Source organism: Mesorhizobium sp. M0983 (assembly GCF_040318975.1).
GTDB lineage: Bacteria > Pseudomonadota > Alphaproteobacteria > Rhizobiales > Rhizobiaceae > Mesorhizobium.
The window spans coordinates 264,513-286,349 of sequence record NZ_JAMYNH010000001.1; the positions used below are offsets into that span (position 1 = coordinate 264,513).

At 63.0% G+C, this 21,837-nt stretch carries 12 protein-coding genes; 9 read left to right on the top strand and 3 right to left on the bottom strand.

Features of this window, described 5'->3' with window-relative positions; all coding sequences use genetic code 11:
• The first annotated feature begins 98 nt into the window (after positions 1–98).
• From NKH71_RS01430 to NKH71_RS01455, 6 genes are all read left to right on the top strand, one after another.
• Positions 99–2,027 carry an autotransporter assembly complex protein TamA gene (locus tag NKH71_RS01430; protein WP_023720875.1) on the top strand — a complete coding sequence of 643 codons (1,929 nt, stop codon included), beginning with the start codon at positions 99–101 and terminating at the stop codon, positions 2,025–2,027.
• Positions 2,027–8,077: a translocation/assembly module TamB domain-containing protein gene (locus NKH71_RS01435; protein ID WP_352894180.1), complete on the top strand. Its 6,051-nt coding sequence runs from the start codon at positions 2,027–2,029 to the stop codon at positions 8,075–8,077. The genes NKH71_RS01430 and NKH71_RS01435 overlap by 1 nt, the downstream gene beginning before the upstream one ends.
• Before the next feature lie 260 nt (positions 8,078–8,337).
• Positions 8,338–9,990 (top strand): ABC transporter substrate-binding protein, encoded by a 1,653-nt coding sequence (locus NKH71_RS01440; RefSeq protein WP_352495141.1) that lies wholly within the window; start codon positions 8,338–8,340, stop codon positions 9,988–9,990.
• 221 nt (positions 9,991–10,211) lie between these two features.
• Positions 10,212–11,246 (top strand): ABC transporter permease, encoded by a 1,035-nt coding sequence (locus NKH71_RS01445; protein WP_023720873.1) that lies wholly within the window; start codon positions 10,212–10,214, stop codon positions 11,244–11,246.
• A gap of 12 nt (positions 11,247–11,258) precedes the next feature.
• The gene (locus NKH71_RS01450; protein ID WP_352482929.1) at positions 11,259–12,416 is read left to right on the top strand and encodes an ABC transporter permease; all 1,158 of its coding nucleotides are present in this window, start codon (positions 11,259–11,261) and stop codon (positions 12,414–12,416) included.
• Positions 12,417–12,495: 79 nt separating this feature from the next.
• On the top strand, positions 12,496–14,907 hold the full coding sequence (locus NKH71_RS01455) for a dipeptide ABC transporter ATP-binding protein (protein ID WP_352788493.1): 2,412 nt from the start codon (positions 12,496–12,498) through the stop codon (positions 14,905–14,907).
• 15 nt (positions 14,908–14,922) lie between these two features.
• Here NKH71_RS01455 and NKH71_RS01460 read toward each other — a convergent pair whose 3' ends face one another.
• Complete coding sequence (locus NKH71_RS01460; RefSeq protein ID WP_352495143.1) at positions 14,923–15,513, bottom strand: transglycosylase SLT domain-containing protein; 591 nt, start codon at positions 15,511–15,513, stop codon at positions 14,923–14,925.
• 218 nt (positions 15,514–15,731) lie between these two features.
• On the opposite strand from NKH71_RS01460, the gene NKH71_RS01465 reads away from it, so the two are divergent.
• Positions 15,732–17,270, top strand: a complete 1,539-nt coding sequence (locus NKH71_RS01465; RefSeq protein WP_023720869.1) for a trimethylamine methyltransferase family protein — start codon at positions 15,732–15,734, stop codon at positions 17,268–17,270.
• 79 nt (positions 17,271–17,349) lie between these two features.
• Complete coding sequence (locus tag NKH71_RS01470) at positions 17,350–19,791, top strand: GcvT family protein (RefSeq protein ID WP_352894184.1); 2,442 nt, start codon at positions 17,350–17,352, stop codon at positions 19,789–19,791.
• Between the two features lie 4 nt (positions 19,792–19,795).
• Here the strand turns inward: NKH71_RS01470 and NKH71_RS01475 are convergent, their stop codons facing one another.
• A complete protein-coding gene (locus tag NKH71_RS01475) occupies positions 19,796–20,188 on the bottom strand; it encodes a DoxX family protein (protein WP_023720867.1) in 393 nt (130 codons plus the stop codon).
• A 181-nt stretch (positions 20,189–20,369) separates the two neighbouring features.
• On the opposite strand from NKH71_RS01475, the gene NKH71_RS01480 reads away from it, so the two are divergent.
• Positions 20,370–20,876 carry a hypothetical protein gene (locus NKH71_RS01480; RefSeq protein ID WP_031194518.1) on the top strand — a complete coding sequence of 169 codons (507 nt, stop codon included), beginning with the start codon at positions 20,370–20,372 and terminating at the stop codon, positions 20,874–20,876.
• A 117-nt stretch (positions 20,877–20,993) separates the two neighbouring features.
• Here the strand turns inward: NKH71_RS01480 and NKH71_RS01485 are convergent, their stop codons facing one another.
• Positions 20,994–21,770: a VOC family protein gene (locus NKH71_RS01485; RefSeq protein ID WP_023720865.1), complete on the bottom strand. Its 777-nt coding sequence runs from the start codon at positions 21,768–21,770 to the stop codon at positions 20,994–20,996.
• Between the last annotated feature and the right edge of the window lie 67 nt (positions 21,771–21,837).

Sequence of the window (21,837 nt, forward strand, 5' to 3'; positions counted from 1 at the left end):
CCAAGCCCTGTCTATTTCAGCAATTGGATTGTGGCCCCTTTACGAGTGCTTCAGAACTTCATTCCAATTTTAGGTTTGCGAGCTAGGCTAGGAGCATAATGCCGGCGTATGAAAGGCAGATGTCGGGAGGAACCGCGCCACAGCGCGCGCTTTCGCGCGCCCTGCTTTTCGCTTTGTTGTGCTCGACGGCACTTGTTGCCGAAACCGGAAGTGCGGCAGCCTTCGAGATTTTCGGCATCAAGCTCTGGGGGTCGTCAAAGGACGAAGATGCCGACATCGTCGACCCACTGCGCTATGCCGTGACGATAGAAGCGCCCGACGCCGACGAGGATCTTGCCGAGAAGCTCGAAAACGCCTCGGCGCTGAAAGCCGACGAGGAACACCCGGTATCAGGTTCGCTGGGTCTTTTGGCCAAGGCGCGCAGCGACCGTGAGCAACTTGTCGCCGCGCTCTACGCGGACGCGCGCTACGAGGGTGTCGTCACCATCACTATTCAGGGCAAGCCGCTCGACGATCTACCGCCCGATGCCGAGTTTTCCGGCCCGCAGCCGATTCCGGTGGTGATAAGCATAGCAGCCGGACCCAAATTCACGCTTGGCAACATCAGGCTGAAAGGCGATGCAGCGGGGCTGGCAAGTGCCGACTTCGGTCTGATCGCCGGCGGTGACGCCAGTTCGGGCGCCGTGCTCAAGGCCGAGGCGGCGATCGTGCGGGCACTCAAGCAAGAAGGCAGGCCGCTGGCCAAGGTGACGGGCCGCGAGATCGTCGCCGAGCACGCCGGTTCGACGCTCGACGTGACGCTCACCGTCGCGGCCGGGCCGGTCGCCGGCTATGGCGACACCACTGTCGAGGGCACCGAAAAGGTCGACCGCGATTTCACCGAATATATGACCGGCCTGAAGCGCGGCCGCCAATATTCGCCCGATGAGATCGACGATGCGCGCGACCGGCTGCTCGGGCTCGAGGTCTTCAACAGCGTGACGGTGAAGGAAGCCGACGCGCTCGACGCCGACGGCAACATCCCGATCGGTGTCCAGGTAAGCGAACGCAAGCCGCGCTATTTCGGCATTGGCGGCAGTTTCTCAAACACCGAAGGGCTGGGCCTCGAAGGCTACTGGGGGCACCGCAATCTGTTTGGCCGCGCCGAAAAGCTGCGCATCGACGGCAAGATCAGCGGCATCGGCAGCAACGACTTGACCCAGCTCAATTATAATGCCGGCGTCATGTTCGAAAAGCCGGGCGTGGTCGGGCCGGCGTCGAAATTCATTGCCAGCGTCAATACCGTGCTGGAGCACCCCGACGCCTACGACCATTTCTCGATCAAGGGCAGCACCGGCCTGTCCTACGAACTCGACAAGAAGCAGACGGTTTCCGCGCAAGTCGCGCTCGACTATTCCAGGATCCACGACGCTTTCGGCAAGCACACCTATCTGATCGCCAGCATTCCGCTGCAATATGTCTACGATAATCGCGACAGCAAGCTCAATCCGACCAGGGGCTTCAGGGTGCTGGCCTATGCCGAGCCGAGCTACGACATTTTGAGCGGGGCTGCGTTCGTCAAGCTGAAGGGCGAGGGGTCGGCCTACCAGTCGCTCGATTCGGCCTCGAAATTCGTTTTCGCCGAACGTGTCGCCATCGGCTCGATCATCGGCGCCGGTCTTCAGGATGTTCCGGCCGACCGCCGCTTCTACTCCGGCGGCGGCGGCTCGGTGCGCGGTTATGCCTATCAGGGCATCGGCCCGAAGGACAGCAACGGAGAGCCGATCGGCGGGCTTTCCTTCTTCGAGACCTCGGTCGAGATGCGCATCGCTGTCACCGACAAGATCGGCGTCGTGCCGTTCGTCGATGCCGGCACGGTGTCCACCAGGCAGGTCCCCGATTTTTCGGACATGAAGGTCGGCGCGGGTGTAGGCTTGCGCTATCTGACGGCGTTCGGGCCGCTGCGCATCGACGCGGCAGTGCCGCTCAACCGCGGCCCCGACGATCCTCATTTCGGCATTTATGCCGGCATCGGCCAGGCATTCTGATGGCAATATTCAGGCGCATCCTCCGTATCCTTTTCTACACGCTGCTCATCGTGGTGGCAGCGGCGGTGGGGGCACTCGTCGTGCTGACCAAAACCGAGCGCGGCCGCGAAAACCTTGCCGGCATCATCTCGACCATGGCCTCGACCGGCGATCGCAAGGTCACTGTCGTCGGCATCGACGGTATCTGGTCGGGCGCGCTGAGGGTCGATCATCTCGTTCTGGAGGATCGCGAAGGCGCCTGGATGGTGGCGCGCAAGGTGGCTGTCGACTGGTCGCCGCTGGCACTCCTGTCGAAGAGCTTCAGCGCCGATCGTATTGGGGCCGAGCGTATCGAGTTGGCAAGGCTGCCGGTGGCCAGCACACAGCCGAGCCAAAGCGGGGCGACCACGCTGCCGGTTTCCATCGACGTCAAGCAGCTCGACCTTCCCGAAATCGCACTCGGGCAGGCTCTGGCCGGCAGCGGTGTCGCCGAGCTGGCAGCCAAGGGAGCGCTCAAGGCGGATGCCTCGCCGCTGGCTATCGAGACCAATCTCAACATCGTTCGCCACGACGGCAAGCAAGGCACAGTCGACGCCAAAGCCCATTTCGCGCCGGCCGACAACAAGCTCGACCTCGACCTCAAGGCATCCGAGCCGGCCGGCGGCATCATCGCCAACCTGCTCAAGCTGCCGGGCACGCCGCCAGTCGACATTGTCGTTTCCGGCACAGGACCGCTCGCCAACTGGAATGGTATTGGGACCTTCGTTGTCGACGGCCGGATCGTCACCCAACTGACCGGTCGCCATCAGCTCACCGACAAGGGTCATTATGTCGAGGCCAACGGCGATGGCGAATTCGAGCGCTTCCTGCCCGAAACCCTGAAACCGCTGTTTGCCGGCAAGACCAGCTTCGACCTCGCCGGCACAGCGACCGCGGCCGGCGGCGTCGATGTCGAGCGCGCCAATATCGACAGCGGCGCCGTGCACGCGACCGCCGCCGGCATTGTCGATCCGAAGGGCGTCAGCGATCTTTCTGTGAAACTCGCCGCGAAAGGACCGCCGATCGTGCTTAGCCTCGGCAGCGAGGCACAGCCGATAACCGTGGCGATCAAGGACGCCACGGCCCGCGCTTTCGGCGATGGCAAGGCGCCGATGGTGGATATCGGCGCGTCGCTGGTCTCCGTGGTGGCGGGCGGCACGCGGGTGGACGACCTGATCGGGCAAGTGCATTCTGATGGCTTCGACATCCAGAACCGTAGCGGGCCCGTCACCATCAAGCTGACGGCGGCCGGCCTGAACACCGACGTTGCGACATTGGCGCCGCTGATAACGGGAAGGGTCAGCGCCGGTCTCGCCGGCTCGGTCAGCAAGGAACAGGTCGTTGTCGACCAAGGCACGCTGCGCAGCGACGCGCTCAATGCGTCCGTGACGGCCACTGTGGCGCTGGCCGATCTGTCGATGACGCTCAAGATGAATGCCGACGCGGCTTCGGCGGCGCTGCCGCCGCAGATCAGCTCGGTTCTCGGCGAGCGTGTGCAGTTTTCCGCAACCGCGACACGCGACCCGGACGGTGCGTTCGCCGCCAACGCATTGCAGCTCACCTCCGGTGCGCTTAGTGCCAGCGGCACCGCCAGTGCGCAAGGCACCGATATCCGGGCCGATATCAAGGGCACGCTCGGCGACGTGTCGGTACTGTCGCCGCTGGTCGGCGCGAAGGTCGGCGGCGCCGTCGGTTTCGCGCTGACGGCAAGCGGCGCGCGCAGCGCACCGGATTTCTCGGTTTCGGCCAACAGCGACAGCCTGACGGCGTCCGGCCATGCGGTGAAGCAGATCAAGTTGAGCGCGAGCGGCAAGGCCGACATTGCCAGCCCTGCCGCCGATGTCTCGCTGACCGGCTCGGTCGACGACCAGCCGCTCGACCTCAAGGCATCGCTGGTCACCACCGACGGCAAGCGCTCCATCAATGGACTTGCCGTCTCACTGGCCGACAACAAGGTCTCCGGCGACCTCGGGCTCGACGACAACCTGCTGCCGCTCGGCACGTTGAACCTCGATGCCGCGGATATTGCTCCGCTGGCCAGACTTGCCGGCCAAACGGTAGCCGGCGACGTGCGTGGCACGATCCGTTTCGCGAATGACAATGGTGCGCCGACGGTCGCGATCGATGCGACGAGCGCCGCGATTTCGCGCGGCGAACTGGCGGCGAAGACAATCGCCGTCAACGCTCTGGTCGCCAATTATCTCAAAGCCCCGGCGATCTCCGGCAAGATCAAGGCCGACACGATCACCTCCGGAACCACGGTGATCAGCGGCATCGACGTCGACCTGAAGCGCGATGGCGACTGGACCGGCTTTAGCGGCGGCGCCACGGTCGCCGGCATTCCGGCCAGCGCGGCCGGGCGGGTCAGGGTTGCGAACGGCATCACCAGCATCGAGCTTGCCTCCGGCGAGGCGACCATCCGCGGCATCAAGGCAGCGGTCGCGCAGCCATCGGCGCTGACAATCGCCAATGGCATGGTGAGCATAGAGAAACTGGCGCTCGGTGTCGGCGGTGGTTCGGTTGCCGTGTCGGGTACGGCTGGCCAGACGCTCGATCTCGCTGCCACCTTGTCGGCGGTGCCGGCAGCACTTGCCAATGATTTTTCACCGGGCCTCGATGCCGCGGGCACGCTCAGCGGCACCGCGCAAGTCACGGGATCGTCGGCTGCCCCAGACATTCGCTTCAACGCCCGGCTCAGCGGCGGCGAAACCAGCCAGACCCGGCGGGCCGGGCTCGGGCCGCTCAATCTCGATGCGGCTGGCCGTTTCTCGTCGGCCAGCGGCGTCGCCATCGAGCATGCGACGCTTGCCGGCGAGAAAATCTCCGGCAAGGCAGCCGGCACCATCAATCCGAACGGTGCCAGCGATTTCTCGCTCGACCTCGCATCCACCGGCCCGAGCCTGCCGCTTTCGCTCGGCAGCAAGGAGAGCCCGATCAAGCTCGAGCTGCAGACGCTGTCGCTAAAGGCGGCCGGGCAGGGCACCCAGCCGAAGCTCGACATCTCCGCGACGCTGCCATCGGCCGCCACCAATCTAGCTAAGATCGAGGGCATCACGCTTGCGCTGCACTCCGACCGCTTCGACGTGAAAGCCCGGAGCGGGCCGATCTCCGGCTCGGTGACCGCCGAAAAAATCGGCCTCGACAATCCGACCGTCGCGCCGCTGATCGCCGGCAAGGTCACTGCCAAAGTCGCCGGCAGCCTTGCCGCCGACGCTGTCATCATCGATAGCGGCACCGTGACCAGCGACGCGTTGAACAGCGGCTTCAACGGGCGGGTCTCGCTGGCCGACGGCGCCATCGATCTAAATCTCAAGGCGGATGCCGCGTCGGCGGCGCTGCCGGTAGCGGCGCGTGGCATGCTCGCCGAGCGGACGCAACTCAGTGCCGCGCTGAAGCGGGACGCCAACGGCAATGTCACCGCCAACGCGATCAGGCTGTCATCAGGCGCGCTGACCGCAGACGGGCAGGCGAGCCTTGCCGATAACAAGCTGAGCGCCGACGTCAAAGGCGCGCTGGGCGACGTCTCGCTGCTATCCAAGGATGCCAAAGGCGCTATTTCTTTCGCGCTGAATGCGCAAGGCGCCAGCACCGCGCCGGATCTGTCGCTGACTGTCAACAGCGATAGGCTTTCGGTGGCGGCGCGTGAGATCACCGGACTGAAGCTCACCGCCACCGGCAAGGCTGATGCCGCCAACCCGGCGGCGAATGTACAACTCACCGGAAATGTCGCGGGCCAGTCGCTGCAGGGTAGTGCCGTGCTGGCGACATCGGACGGCAAACGCGCCATCAACGGGCTTTTGCTGTCGCTGGGCAAGAACCGTATTTCCGGCGACCTGGCGCTCGACGATGCCTTCGTGCCGGTCGGTACGGTAGCACTGGACCTGCCCGATATCGGTCCGCTTGCTGCCCTGGCACTGGAAAAGGCCGATGGCGATGTGCGCGGCACGATCGCCTTCTCCAGGGCTGGCGCCGTGCCGCAGGTCGCCATCAAGGCGACGACGGGCTCGATCTCGCGCGGCGATGTCTCGGCCAAGGCCGTGACCATCGATGCGCTGATCGCCAACTACCTGGCGGCACCGGTGATCTCCGGAAAAATCCGTGCCGACAGCGTCACTTCCGGCGGCACGGTTATCCGTGGTGTCGACGTCGATCTCAAGCGCGACGGCGAATGGACCGGTTTCTCCGGTGGCGCCACCGTGAAGGATATTCCGCTGAAGGCCGGCGGCCGGGTCAGGGCGGTCAAGGGCACGACGACGGTCGAACTTGCCTCCGGCGAGGCGACCATTCGCGGCATCAAGGCGGCTATCGCCCAGGCCTCGACCATCAACATCGCCAATGGAGTGATCAGCCTCGACAGGCTGGTGCTCAACCTCGGCGGCGGAACGGCGACGGTCACGGGCACGGCTGGGCAGGCGCTCGACCTCAACGCGACGCTGGCCCGCGTCCCGATCTCGATAGCCAACAGTTTTTCGCCTGGCCTCGATGCCGCCGGCTCCGTCTCGGGCACGGTGAAGGTGACGGGCGCGCCGGCCAATCCGGCCGTCGCCTTCAAGATCGACGCCGCAGGCGTTCAGACGTCGCAGACCCGCGGTGCAGGTTTCGGCGGCATGGGCGTTTCGTCTTCAGGTACGTATTCGGGCAACAGACTGACCTTCGACGCCAACATGAGCGATGCCGCCGGCCTTGGCCTCAAGGGCGGCGGCACGATGACGACATCAGGCGCGCCCACCCTTGATCTCAACTTTTCCGGCAAGGTGCCGTTCGCCTTCCTCACCAGGACACTCGCCGCGCAAGGCCTGTCCTTGAGCGGCACGGCCGACGTCGATGTGCAGGTGCGCGGCCCGGCGACGTCGCCGGTGATCTCAGGCACGGTCCGTACGTCAGGCGCCCGCCTGGTCGACGCGCGCTCGGGGCTTGCGATCAACGACATCACCGCCGATGTCGCTATCGGTGGTGGCGTGGCCAGGATCAACCGCCTGACCGGCACGCTGTCGACGCGTGGCAGCCTTTCGGCCAGCGGCACCGTCGGCATCGATCCGGCTAAGGGTTTCCCAGCCGACCTGTCGGTCAAACTGGTCGACGGCCGTTATACCGACGGCAAGGTGGTCACTGCTAACCTCGGCGGCGACCTGACCATCAAGGGACCGCTCACCTCCGGGCCGGTGATTTCCGGTACCGTCAACCTGGCCAAGACCGTCATCACCGTACCCGAAAAGCTGCCCGGCTCGCTGGCCGAGCTCAACGTCAAGCACAAGAATGCGCCGGCAGCCGTGCGTGCGCAGGACAAGGCGTTGCGCCCGGCCGCTGCAAGCAGCGGTGGCGGCGGCAGTGGCCTCAACCTCGACGTCACGATCAATGCGCCGAGCCAGATCTTCATCCAGGGCAGGGGCGTCGACGCCGAGCTCGGCGGTTCGCTGCGGCTGACCGGTCCGGCATCGTCACCCCAGGCGGTCGGCACCTTCACCTTGCGGCGCGGGCGGCTGACGATCCTTGCCAAGCGGCTGACCTTCACCGAAGGCACGGTCGGCTTCTCGGGCTCTCTGGTGCCCTACCTCAACCTTACGGCGCAATCCAAGACAACCAGCGCCACCGTGACCATCGTGGTGTCGGGCGAGGCGACCAACCCGAAATTCACCTTCTCCTCGGTACCCGCGCTGCCGGAGGACGAGGTGCTGGCGCAGCTGATCTTCGGCCGTTCGATGTCGAACCTGTCGCCGCTGCAGATCGCGCAGCTTGCCGAGGCTGCCGGACAACTGGCCGGCGTCGGCGGCTCGACCTCCCTGCTGCAGAACCTGCGCAGCGCGATCGGCGTCGACGATCTCGACGTAATCACCGACGAAGAGGGCGGCACCGCCGTCTCGGCGGGCAAGTATCTCAACGACCGCACTTACGTGACGATCCAGAAGGGCGATAGGCCCGGCTCGGGCAAGGCAACCGTCGATCTCGACGTCGGGCGCGGCGTCAAGCTGCGTGGTGAGGCAACCGACGCCGGCGAAGCCAAAGGCGGTGTTTTCTATGAACGGGAATATTGAAACGGCTGTTCGCGCAGAACAGTTGGTTGCCCGAAGAACGAGCGGCGCAGCAGCAAATGTCCCGGTTTAATTGTCCGTGGAGATTTCGCGCGAAATCCCTGGCGCAGTAGCAAATTTGCGCCAAGACTGTCGTTATCGCGCGAACCGCCCTGCTTTCAAAGTTGCACATTCCTTGGCATGTTCCCAATCCGTGCCGTCTTTGACATCATGGCGCGAATGCGGAATGTTAAAAGGCAGAAAGCCAACAATGGGAGTTAGTCATGACGATCTACAAGAGTAACGGCGACCGCGTTCCCGATCACATCCTGGCCATGGCCGAAGACGCCAAGGCAGGCAAGATGGATCGTCGCGAATTTCTGGCTCTCGCCAGCGTCTTCGGTGCGTCGACGGCGATGGCATATGGCATACTTGGCCTTGCAGACCCCACGCCGGCCAAGGCGGAAGAGGTCCAGGGCAAGAAAGGCGGCGTATTGAAGGTCGCGCAGTGGATCAAGGATCCGAAGGATCCGCGCAAGTCCGACTGGTCGGAAATCGCCAATGCCGAGCGTCAGGCGCTCGAGCCGCTGGTCAAATATACCACCGAATACACATTCCGCCCCTATCTGCTGGAGAGCTGGGACGTGAATGACGACGCTACCGAATACACGCTGCATGTGCGCAAAGGCGTCACCTGGAACAACGGCGATCCGTTCACCGCAGACGACGTCATCTTCAACCTCAAGCGTTGGGCCGACAAGAAGGCCGAAGGCAATTCTATGCCCGGTCGCCTCGGTTCGCTGGTCAAGGACGACAAGCTGGATGAGAGCGCGGTAACCAAGGTCGACGACCACACGATCAAGCTGACGCTCAGCAAGCCCGATATCGCCCTCATTCCCAACGTGTGCGACTATCCCGGCCTCATCGTCCACAAGACGTTCGACGAAAAAGGCGGCGACTTCAAGTCCTGCCCGATCGGCACTGGGCCGTTCGAGCTGGTCTCTTACGATGTCGGCCAGAAAGTGGTCTACAAGCGTCGTGAAGACAACAAGTGGTGGGATGGCGAGGTCTTCCTCGACGGCATCGAGTTCATCGACTACGGCACCGATCCGGCGGCGATGGTCAGCGCTTTCGAAGCTGGCGAAGTGCACACCAATTTCGAAACCTCGGCCGACTATGTGTCGATCCTCGACGGCATGGACCTGGCGAAGTCCGAGGTCGTCACCGCCTCGACGATCGTCTGCCGCACCAATGTGACCAACAAGCCTTACGGCGACCAGAAGGTTCGCAACGCCCTGCAGCTCGCGGTCGACAACGCTGTCGTCCTCCAGCTCGGCTACGGCAATGCCGGCACGGTTGCCGAGAACCACCATGTCGCCCCGATCCATCCGGAATACTACGAATTGCCGAAGGTTGCTCGCGACCCGGCCAAGGCAAAGGCGCTGATGGCGGAAGCCGGCCAAGCCGATTTCGAGCACGAGCTGATCACGGTCGACGAAGACTGGCACAAGAACACCGGCGATGCGATCGCCGCGCAGATGCGCGACGCCGGCATCAAGGTAAAGCGTACGGTGCTGCCGGGTTCGACCTTCTGGAACGACTGGACGAAGTATCCGCTGTCGATGACCAACTGGAACATGCGGCCGCTCGGCGTCCAGGTTCTGGCGATCGGCTATCGTACAGGTGAAGCCTGGAACGAGACGGCTTGGTCGAATCCCGAGTGGGATGCCAAGCTCAACGCTGCGCTGGCAGTTGCCGACGCCGCCAAGCGCAAGGAAATGATGAAGGATATCGAGCAGATCCTGCAGGATTCCGGCATTATCATCCAGCCTTATTGGCGCAAGCTCTACAGCCATTCGGTCAAGGCGGTGCAGAACTACAAGATGCACCCGACCTTCGAGCGCGACTACGGTAAGGTCTGGCTCGACCAGGCCTGACCGGACGATCCGGAAAGGGGCGTCTGGCCCCTTTCTCTCGCTCGTTGCATGGTCCTTGGACCGGAAGTCGGCGCAGCAAAAAGTTGCGGACTCTTCGGCCGGGGTCTGCAATAAAAAGGGTATTGCATCTGGGACTGGTCTGAAGGCTTGTTCTGCCGCTGGCGGCAGGGCACGGCTTGCAAACCGGTTCCACCCCCCAACCCGACCGGCAGGGGACCGCCATGCTTTCTTTCGTTATCAGGCGTCTCGGCACCATGGCATTGACGATGCTGTGCCTGACGATGATCGTCTTCTTCCTGGTCAATCTCGGGCCCAATCTGAAGAAGCTCGCGATCAGCCAAACCGAAATGCACACATCGGCCGAGCAGCTCGAGGCTTGGCTGGTCAATCATGGCTATCGGCAGAATTTCTTTGTCCGCTACGGACAATGGCTGGGCGTCGTGCCCAAGCAGCCGGTGACCGACCCGGCGACAGGCAAGCCAGCGCAGCGTTTCTCCTTCTGCAACGATCCGGTCGTGCCGACATTTTCCGGCATCCTGCAAGGCGATTTCGGCTGCTCGACCAAATTCAAGACGACGGTCGCCTCGAAACTCTTTCCGGCGCTCAGCGCCACCGGCATCCTGATGCTCTGCGTGCTTGCGGTTATGGTGCCGGTCTCGCTCCTGATCGGCATTCTTGCCGGCATGCGCGAGGGCTCACGCACCGACCGCACATTGTCGGTGGCGTCGATCGCCTCGACGGCGACGCCCGAATATGTTTCGGGCGTCATCTTCACCGTCATCTTCGCCTCCTGGCTCGGCGTGCTGAACGGCTCGGCGGCCTCGGCCAGCCAGGGCATCACCTTCTACAATTTCACCTTGCCGGTGATGACGCTGGCGATCTACGGCATCGGCTACATCGCCCGCATGACCCGCGCCTCGATGGTCGAGGTGATGACGCAGCAATATATCCGAACCGCCCGGCTGAAGGGCCTCTCCTTCGGCAGCGTGGTGGTAAAGCACGCTCTGCGCAACGCGCTGATCGCACCGTTCACGGTCATCATGCTGCAGTTCCCCTGGCTGCTCACCGGCGTCGTCATCGTCGAGGTGATGTTCCGCTACCAGGGGTTCGGCTACACGCTGGTCGAGGCGGCCGGCAACAACGACATCGATCTTCTGCTCGGCTGCTCGCTGGTCTCGGTGTTTATCGTCCTGATCACACAGCTCATCTCCGATGTCGGCTACGCGTTCCTCAATCCGCGCATCAGAGTTCAATAGGAGACCGGGCGGATGCAGGTCGAATATCTCAGCGCCTTCAACGTCGTACTCGGCGTGCTTACCCGCTTCTGGCCGGTCTGGATCGCTCTCGCCCTGGTGATGGGGGCGAGCTTCGGCTACAAGAAGAAGCTTGGCCTTTACGGCCAGCTTTTCGACAGCGGCGTCGGCATCGTCGGCGTCGGCATCTGCCTGTTCTGGCTGTTCACGGCGATCTTCGCATCGACCGTCGCGCCCTTCGATCCGCTCGCCCAGGTGCCGATCATGAAGGACGCGCTGCCGGGCGCGATCGAGCCGGCGTCGAAGCTTGTATACTATTTCGGCGGCGACAAGCTCGCCCGCGACGTGTTCTCCCGCATGGTCTATGGCAGCCAGATCGTGCTGATCATCGCGCCGGCGGCAACCGGCTTTGCACTGATGGTCGGCATCACGCTCGGCCTGCCGGCTGGCTATTACGGCGGCAGGATCGATACGGTGCTCTCCTTCCTCGCCAATTTGGTGCTGGCCTTCCCGGTGATCCTGCTGTTCTACCTCCTGGTGACGCCAGGCATCATGGACACGCCGATCCCCTACGCGATGGCCGGGCTGTTCTTCCTGTTCCCGATCATCTTCTTCAGCGTGCTGTTCTGGACGCGCTACAAGAACCGGCCCGACCGCCTCTATATCCTGCTTGGCCTGACGTTGGTCGTTGGCGGCTGGATCTATGCCGGCCTTGTCTTCGACGCCGATCCGTTCAAGATCATCCACATCGATCCCAACCAGCTCAACATCTTCGTGGCAGTGGTGTTCGCCTCCAGCCCGGGCGTGTTCCGCATCGTGCGCGGCCTGGTCATGGATATCAAAACGCGCGACTATGTTGCGGCGGCGCAGACGCGCGGTGAATCGCCCTGGTACATCATGCTGTGGGAGATATTGCCCAATGCGCGCGGGCCGCTGATCGTCGACGCCTGCCTGCGCATCGGCTACACTACGATCCTGCTCGGCACGCTCGGCTATTTCGGGCTGGGGCTGGCGCCGGAAAGCCCGGACTGGGGCACGGCGATCAAGGATGCCAGCCGGCTGCTGCGCTCTTTCATCCACCCGGCGCTGCCGCCGACGATCGCATTGATGTCGTTCGTGCTCGGCCTCAACCTCCTGGCGGATTCGTTGCGCGAACAGTCGATGAAGGATTGATGCCGGGAAAGATTGAACCGGGAAAGATCGATGCCGGGTTCGGCCCGACATGCCTGCAGAACAAGGATTGGAGCGACCCATGAATGAGGCAGTTCGAAATCCCGCCAAGCCGACCAATGGGCCGATCATCGAGATCGAGAACCTGTCGATCTCCTTCTTCACCCGCAAGGGAGAGATCCCGGCCGTCATGGATTTTTCCTGCACGGTCATGCCCGGCGAGGCGATGGGCATCGTCGGCGAATCCGGCTGCGGCAAGTCGACCGTGTCGCTCGGCATCATGCGCGACCTCTCGAACATCGGAAAGATCGTCGGCGGAAAGATCAAGTTCCAAGGCAAGGACATGGGAGAACTGTCCGACGAGGAACTGCGCGCCATCCGCGGCAACAAGATCGCCATGATCTACCAGGAGCCGATGGCCAGTCTCAATCCGGCGATGAAGGTCGGCCAGCAGCTGATGGAAGTGCCACTGATCCACGACAAGATATCGAAGGATGAAGCCTATAAACGCGCGTTGGAAATGGTGCGCGCGGTGAAGCTGCCGGATCCCGAGCGCATGATGCGTTCCTACCCACACCAGCTTTCCGGCGGCCAGCAGCAGCGCATCGTCATTGCCATGGCGCTGCTGTCGAAGCCTGCGCTGCTTCTGCTCGACGAGCCGACGACAGCGCTCGACGTGACGGTTGAGGCCGGTATCGTCGATCTGGTCAAGGGGCTGGGCGAGAAGTTCGGGACCTCGATGATCTTCGTGTCGCACAATCTCGGCCTGATCCTGGAGACCTGCGACCGCATCACGGTGATGTATTCGGGCGAAGCGGTGGAGACGGGCAAGATCAAGGACGTCTTCGACCGGATGCGCCATCCCTACACGCAAGGCCTGTTCCGCTCGATCCCGTTGCCGGGCGCCGACAAGAATTCGCGGCCTCTGATATCCATTCCGGGGCAGTTGCCGCTGCCGCACGAGCGGCCGAAGGGCTGCAATTTCGGCCCGCGCTGCCACCATTTCGTCGAGGGCGTCTGCAACGCCGCCGAAATTCCGATGATCGCGGTCGAAGGCCATGACGGGCATTTCTCGCGCTGCGTACGCTTCAACGAGATCGACTGGGAGGCGCTGCCGCCTGGCGCCAAGAAAGTCAACGAGCGCGTGGTGCCCGGTGCGCCGGTGCTCCAGATCGAAGACCTCAGGAAGTACTACAAAGTCGGCGGCAGCGAAGTGTTCGGCTCGAGCGAAGGACGTGTCGTCAAGGCCAACGAGACGATCTCTTTCATGGCGCGCGAATCCGAGACCGTCGCTATCGTTGGCGAATCCGGCTGCGGAAAATCGACCCTGGCCAAGGTGTTGCTCGGCCTCGAAACGGCAAGCTCCGGCCGCGTGAAGCTGGGCAACAAGGAAATCCAGTCGACCGGGATCGAGAAGCGCAGCGTCGACACCGTGTCGTCGATCCAGATGGTGTTCCAAAATCCGTTCGACACACTCAATCCCAGCCATTCGGTCGGTTCGCAGATCATCCGTACGCTGGAAAAGTTCAATGTCGGCGACACGGTGGCCGACCGCCGCAAGCGGATGCTGGAACTGCTCGATCTGGTGAAGCTGCCAAGGGCATTCGAGACGCGCAAGCCGCGCCAGCTTTCAGGTGGCCAGAAACAGCGCATCGGCGTGGCGCGGGCCTTTGCCGGCGACGCCAAGGTGGTGGTGGCCGACGAGCCGGTCTCGGCGCTGGATGTGTCCGTCCAGGCGGCGGTGACCGAACTCTTGATGGACATCCAGCGCAAGAACAAGACCACGATGCTGTTCATCAGCCACGATCTGTCGGTGGTGCGCTACATCGCCGACCGCGTCGTCGTCATGTATCTCGGCTATATCGTCGAGCAAGGCACGACCGACCAGATATTTTCGCCGCCCTATCACCCCTATACCGAGGCGCTGCTGTCGGCGATCCCGATTGCCGATACCAGCGTGGTGAAAAGGCATATCGTGCTCGAAGGCGACATTCCGTCGGCGATGAACCCGCCCTCGGGCTGCCCGTTCCAGACGCGCTGCGGCTACAAGAAACTTGTGCCGGACAATCTTTGCGAAACTACGGTGCCGCCGGTCAAAAATCTCGGCGACGGTCATATGAGCCTGTGCTGGCTGGCCGACGACGTGCTGGCAAAAATGGAGCCGGTGATTAAATTCGACAAGGAACACGCGGCGAATGAGGGCGTGCCGGATGATGCAAACCACGGTGTTGGCCCGGGCTTTGCTGGAGATCCGCCCAAGCGCCCGCATGGCAAGACTGGCAGCGTTGAAGCCGATGCCGAGGGTCAGGCAGCGGAGAATGCCGAAGCGGTCGCCAAAGCCCGCCGTCACGAGGTTCGCGACGAGGTTTCAGAGACCGGCGGCATCTCAAGCTCTGCCGATAGCGCGGTGGCACCAATCACGCCGCCGACAGTCGGCGACGGCCGCCAAGCTGAGAACGCCACGCGCAAGCCGCGCAAACCCAAGGGCGGCTGAAATACCGTTGATATGCTAGGGCGCGCATTGCCGTAGCTGCGCGGCGTAGTCCTGCGCCATCTGTTCGGTGGCGTGCGCATAGCGCTGCACGTCGGCGCCGCCGCGATTGCCGCGCTTATAGGCATTCCAGCCAAGATAGTAGGCGAGATACAGATTGTAGGTGTCGTTGCGGGCGACGCCGAGCGTGTCGGCGGTCTTGGAATGATACCAGCCGACAAAATCGACGGCATCGGCAAACCTGGTGCGGCGCGCCGCCCAACTGCCGGTCTCGTTCTGGTATTGCGCCCAGGTGCCGTCGAGCGCCTGCGAGAAGCCGGTGGCACTGGAGATATGTTTCCAGGGAATGAAGCCCAGCAGCTTGGTGCGCGGCGGCCTGGCGTTGCTCTTGAAGCCGGATTCCTTGCGCACCGTCGCCATCAGCACGGGGACCGGCACCCCATATTTCTGCTCGGCGCGCTGTGCCGCCGCCTGCCAGTTGTCGAACCAGCCATCGTTCTGGTCGAAAACGGCGCAGACATCGTTGATGTGGTTCGGCGGCGTCGCGCATGCCGAAAGCGTCAGCGGCACGGCAATCGCTACAATTTTACTAAAACTCGACCTACGCATTGGAAGAGCATTAGGCCGAAAACATAAAAGGAATCTTGCGGCGTTCCTTAACGGCTCGTCGGCCGCTTTGGCAGGCGCTGAGGAAGTATGAAGATTCCGACGTTTGTTGTCGCTTTTACCGATATGCAATTCCCGGAATGGCGCCTTGGCTAAAATCACGCCCGCAGGTGGCGGATTCTTGACAGCTCGATCCTCGTGCCGGCGCTTTGATGCGCCGCATGAGCGAACCAAGACGCAAGCGCGGCGCCGAGCGAACGAGCAACAGGGGACCGACCGCCATCCCGCAACTGCCGCTCAGGCGGGTGACAAACCCTTATCCGCCGATGGCGATGCTCTCGGCCGACCAGATCGAGGCGATCCATGAAGCCTCTATGCATATCCTGGAGAATTTCGGCATCGAGGTGATGAGCCCGCGGGCGCTGTCGCTGTTCGAGAAGGCCGGGGCCAAGGTCGATCATGCCTCGATGAACGTCCGCATCGATCGCGGCATGATCGAGGAAGCGCTGAAGACGACACAGTCCAGCTACACTCTGACGCCGCGCAATCCCGCCCATGCCGTCCACCTCGGCGGCAATACCATCAACTTCACGCTCGTCGCCGGGCCGCCCAATGTGCACGACATGGAGCGCGGCCGCCGTGCCGGCAATTTGCGCGATTATTCCGATCTCGTCCGCCTGGCGCAGCATTTCAACTGCATCCACATGCTCGGCAACCAGGTCTGCGCGCCGGTGGAATTGCCGGCGAATTCCCGTCATCTCGACACCTATTTCGCCAATCTGACGCTGACGGACAAAAGCTTTCACGTCTCGGCCATCGGCCGTGGCAGGGCGCTCGACGGCATCAAGATGACGGCAATCGCGCGCGGACTGACGCTTGACGAGATGCGCGACGATCCCGGGGTCACCACGATCATTTCGGTCAACTCGCCGCGCCGCTTCGACGAGATGATGGCCGAGGGGCTGATGACGATGGCCGAGTTCGGCCAGTCGGTGGCGGTGACGCCGTTCACGCTGATGGGAGCGATGAGCCCGGTGACGCTTGCCGGCGCGCTCGCCCAGCAGAATGCCGAGGCGCTGTTTGGCGTTGTGCTGACGCAGCTCGTCCGTCGCGGCGCGCCGGTGATGTATGGCGCCTTCACCTCCAATGTCGATATGAAATCGGGCGCGCCGGCCTTCGGCACGCCTGAAAATACCAAGGCGAACATCGCGTCCGGACAGTTGGCGCGGCGTTACAAGCTGCCTTATCGCACGACACCGGGCTCAGCCTCCAATGCCGCCGACGCGCAAGGCGCCTATGAGACGCTGATGGCGCTGTGGGGCGCGGTGCTAGGCCACGGCAACCTCGTCTATCACGCCGCCGGCTGGCAGGAGGGCGGACTAACTGCATCGTTCGAAAAGTTCATCATCGACGTCGAGATGATCCAGCACATGATGGAGTTTTTGCGCCCGATCGAAGTCAACGAGGCCGAGCTTGCCGTCGAGGCTCTGGGTGCGGTTCCGACCGGCGGCCACTTCTTCGGCGAGCCACACACGCTGGAGCGCTACGCCACGGCCTTCTACCAGCCGATACTGTCCAACTGGCAGAACTACGAGGCCTGGCAGGAGGCCGGTGGGCTCGACGCCACGTCGCGTGCGACCAGGCTGTGGAAGAAGGCGCTGGAGGACTACGCCGAGCCGGTGATGGAAATCTCCAGGCGCGAGGCGCTGGAGGCGTACCTAGCCAAGCGCAAGGAAGCGATCGGGCAGAGCGAGCCTTAAGCACCACTCTTCTCGGATTCATCTTCTTCTCTTCCAGAATCATGAAACCCATCCAACTCTTTGAAATGACGAGAATCCCATGAAATCACATGCAAAGGTCGTGGTTATTGGCGGTGGCGTCGTCGGGTGCTCCGTGCTGTTCCATCTGGCCCGGCACGGCTGGACCGACATCGTGCTCCTGGAGCGCGATGAATTGACCTCCGGCTCGACCTGGCACGCGGCCGGCGGCATGCACACGATCAACGGCGATCCCAATGTCGCCAAGCTGCAGAAATACACGATCTCGCTTTACAAGGAGATTGAGGAACTGTCCGGCCAGGCGACCGGCGTGCATCTGACCGGCGGTGTGCTGCTGGCGGCGACCGAGGCGCGGCTCGACTGGCTGCGCGGCGTTGTCGCCAAGGGCCGCTATCTCGGCATCGAGCTCGAGGAGATATCGCCGGCCGAAGCCGCCGAACTGATGCCTCTGCTCGATCCCAAGCAGTTCGTCGGTGCCGTCCGCAACAACGAGGATGGCCATCTCGATCCATCCGGCGTTACCCACGCCTACGCCAAGGCCGCGAGGAAGCTTGGGGCCGAGGTTGAGCGCTTCACCAAGGTCGAGGACATCGTGCGGCGCGCCGACGGGCTGTGGCGCGTCATTACCAACAAGGGCGAGGTGGTGGCCGAGCATGTCGTCAACGCCGGCGGCCTGTGGGCGCGCGAGGTCGGCCGCATGGTCGGGCTGGAGCTGCCGGTGCTGGCGATGGAGCACATGTACCTGATCACCGAGGACATGCCGGAAGTCGCCGCCTGGAACCAGAAGACCGGCACGGAAATCATCCATGCAGTCGACTTTGATGGCGAGCTCTATCTGCGTCAGGAGCGCGGCGGCATGCTGATGGGTACTTACGAAAAGGCCAACAAGCCATGGTCCGAGTTCCAGACGCCGTGGAACTTCGGCCACGAGTTGCTCGAGCCCGACATCGACCGCATCGCGCCATCGCTGGAGGTCGGCTTCCGGCATTTCCCGGCCTTCCAGAACACCGGTATCAAGCAGATCATCAACGGGCCCTTCACCTTCGCGCCGGACGGCAATCCGCTGGTCGGGCCGGTGCGCGGCCTGCCGGGGTTCTGGGTGGCCTGTGGTGTCATGGCCGGGTTCTCACAGGGGGGCGGCGTCGGGCTGGCGCTGTCGAACTGGATGATCGAGGGCGATCCCGGCGCCGACATCTGGGCGATGGATGTGTCGCGCTACGGTGACTGGGCCACGATGGCCTATACCAACGCCAAGGTGCGCGAAAACTATTCGCGGCGGTTTTCGATCCGCTTCCCCAACGAGGAACTGCCCGCTGGACGGCCGCTCAAGACCACACCGGTCTATGATCTCCTGTCGGCCAAAGGCGCGCAATGGGGCGTCGCCTATGGGCTGGAAGTGCCGCTATGGTATGCGCCGGAAGGCGTGAGGGACGAGTTCTCGTGGCGGCGCTCGAGCGATTTCGAGCATGTCGCAAATGAGGTCAAGACCGTTCGAGAAGGCGTTGGCCTGTCGGAGATTTCGAGCTTCGCCAAATACAAGGTGACGGGCGAGGGCGCTGCAGCCTGGCTCGACCGCCTGCTTGCCTGCAAGCTGCCAAGGCCCGGCCGCATGACGCTGGCGCCGATGCTGAAGGAAGACGGCAGGCTGATTGGCGATTTCACGCTAGCCAATCTCAGCAGCCCAAATTCGGAAAGGGACGGCTGGTTCCTGGCCGGCTCCGGCGTCGCCGAGCAGTACCATATGCGCTGGTTCGAAGCGCATCTGCCGAAGGACGGCTCGGTCAGTATCGAAGCGCTGGGAGCAAAACTCACCGGCTTATCGATCGCCGGGCCGAGCACGCGGAACCTTCTTGAAAAGGTCACACGATCTGATGTGTCGAATACGGCCTTTCCGTTCATGGCCATCAGCAAGATGGACATCGGCATGGCGCCGTGTCTGGTCGGGCGTGTCAGCTACACCGGCGATCTCGGCTACGAGATCTGGGTGGCGCCGGAATATCAGTGCGCCGCCTATCAGGCGCTGATGGCGGCGGGCGAAGAATTCGGCATCGGCCTGTTCGGCTCGCGAGCGCTCAACGCATTGCGGCTGGAAAAGAATTACGGCTCATGGGCGCGCGAATACCGGCCGATCTATGGGCCGCTGGAGGCCGGCCTCGATCGCTTCGTCGCCTATGCCAAGGAGGCCGATTTCATCGGCAAGCAGGCGGCGCTGGCAGAGCGCAAGCAAGGCGGCAGACTGCGGCTGCGGGCCTTTGTCGTCGATGCTGTCGATGCCGACGTCATCGGCGACGAACCAATCTGGCATGGCGGCGCCGTGCGCGGCTGGGTCACGTCGGGCGGCTATGCGCATCATTCGAAAAAATCCGTCGCTATCGGCTATGTGCCGAAAGAGATTGCCGACGAAGTCGACGGTTTTGAGATCGAGCTTCTGGGCAAACGCCATGTTGCGCGCATGCAGCCGGTCCCACTGTTCGACGCGAACTTCGAGCGGATGCGTGGGTGAGGTTTCAGGCGCTGCGGCGGTTATCCAGCGCCAATGCGCCGGCGCCGGCGAATACCAGATAGAGGAAGATGAAGCAGAACGATATTGCCGCATCGCCACCATTGTTGACCGGGAAGAAGTCGCGCGGCATGTGCGCCATGAAATAGGCGATCGCCATCTCACCGCTGAGAAGGAATGCCACCGGCCTAGTGAAAAGCCCCAATACCAGCAGGATGCCACCGGCGAATTCCAGGATGGCCGCGGTCAGCGATAGCCCGCTCAGGGCGCCGGCATGGTCGCCGACGGGGAAATTGAACAGCTTTTGCGTACCATGTTCGATGAATTGCAGTGCCGTCACGAAGCGCAATGCGGCCAGAGCCTGCAGCTGATATCTGACAAGACCGTCGAAAAGCTTCATCTAAGACTCCATTTTACCCCCGAACCGGCCATAGATCATCGCCCGACAGGGGACCATTCACTTCGCATGGCCCGCCAGCCACAATCAGTGATTGGAAATGTTCCTCGTTCTTTTAATATTTTTCTCTCCAGGGTTGTATTTTAAATGCTATAGTTGTAGTGATATCCAGACACTCCAAACCATGTGGGTTCCGTTTGCCATGAGAAAAGTCGTCGTCAGCCTATTCGCCATCCTTGCAGGCACCAGCGTCGCCACGGCCGACGATGCCGGCTGTGCTGCCTTCAAATGGCCGGTGACGCGCGAGGAGGCCCTGTTTGCGGCGGCGCCCGCCGCGCAGTCCGGCGCTGACCTTTCGGTCGGCGAGGCTGCAGATGTGGCGTTGGCGCCGGTCGGCACGATCAGCTTCACCGTTCCGCCGGAACGCGCGCCGGCAGCCGGTACATTCGGCGCGATGGCGAGCGTGGCCGTGCCCCCGGAGGGAGAGCTCCAGATCAGCCTGTCTGATGAGGCTTGGATCGATGTCGTTCAGGACGGTAAAGCCGTGAAGTCGGCGGCTTTCAGTGGTATAAAAACCTGTCCGGGGATCCGCAAGAGCGTGCGCTTCAAGCTAGCCGCCGGCCCGGCGACCATCCAGCTCAGCGGCGCCAAGAAGCCCGATCTCAAAGTTTCCGTGCTGACGCCGGAATAGTTCTCAAAGAGCGTAAGGTTGGAGGGACAGCGCCCCTCTCTGTCCTGCCGGACATCTCCCCCACGAGGGGGGAGATCGGTTTTTGCTGCCGGTTTCGCCAATCGCGACGCGACGTTGCTACCGCACCGGTGCCATTAGCGCGAAATGGGCGCCTTGCGGGTCTGTGCACTGCACGATCCAGCTGCCGCCGGGGACCTCCATCGGACCCATCAGGATCTTGCCGCCATTGTCGGTGACGCGCTTGGCTGCCGCGTCGATGCCGGGCACGTTGAAATAGAACTGCCAGACCGGCATCGGGATCTGCTCGGGCTTGTTCATTATGCCGCCAACGGGCTCGCCGCCGAAGGCGAAAAGCTGGTAGACGCCCATCGGACCCATATCCATGGCGTCGCCCTTCTCCCAGCCGAACTGACTGGAATAGAAATCGGACGCCGCCTTCCAGTCTGATGTGTAGAGCTCATGCCAGCCGATGTTGCCGGGTGTCGCCAATGGTAGCGGCGGCTGGTCGGGACCGCTGGGCTGCAGGAAGTTGAACATCGCGCCTTGCGGATCGGCAACGACGGCGAAGCGGCCAACGCCCGGAATGTCGTCTGGCTCGCGGTGAACCGCGCCACCAGCCTTCTTGAGGGAGGCCGTTGCGGCATCGACATCCCTGGTGAGGATATAACCGATCCAGGCCGGCGGCATTCCCATCTTGCGCGCGTCATCGGGCAGCGTCATCAGCCCGCCGACGCCGCGCTCGCCGACATTCATGACGATATAGCGCGGCATGCCCGGCGCCCCGTCGAAAGGCTGCCCCCGCCAGCCTACCACGGCGGTGTAGAACGCCTCGGCGGCGTCGAGATCGGTGGTCATCAGCTCGTACCAGAAGAAGGGCATGGGGGACTGTGGCATTGTCCTGCTCCTTGCGGTTTTTCGATCATGCGCGATCCATTCTAGGACGATCTTCACGACGAAAATC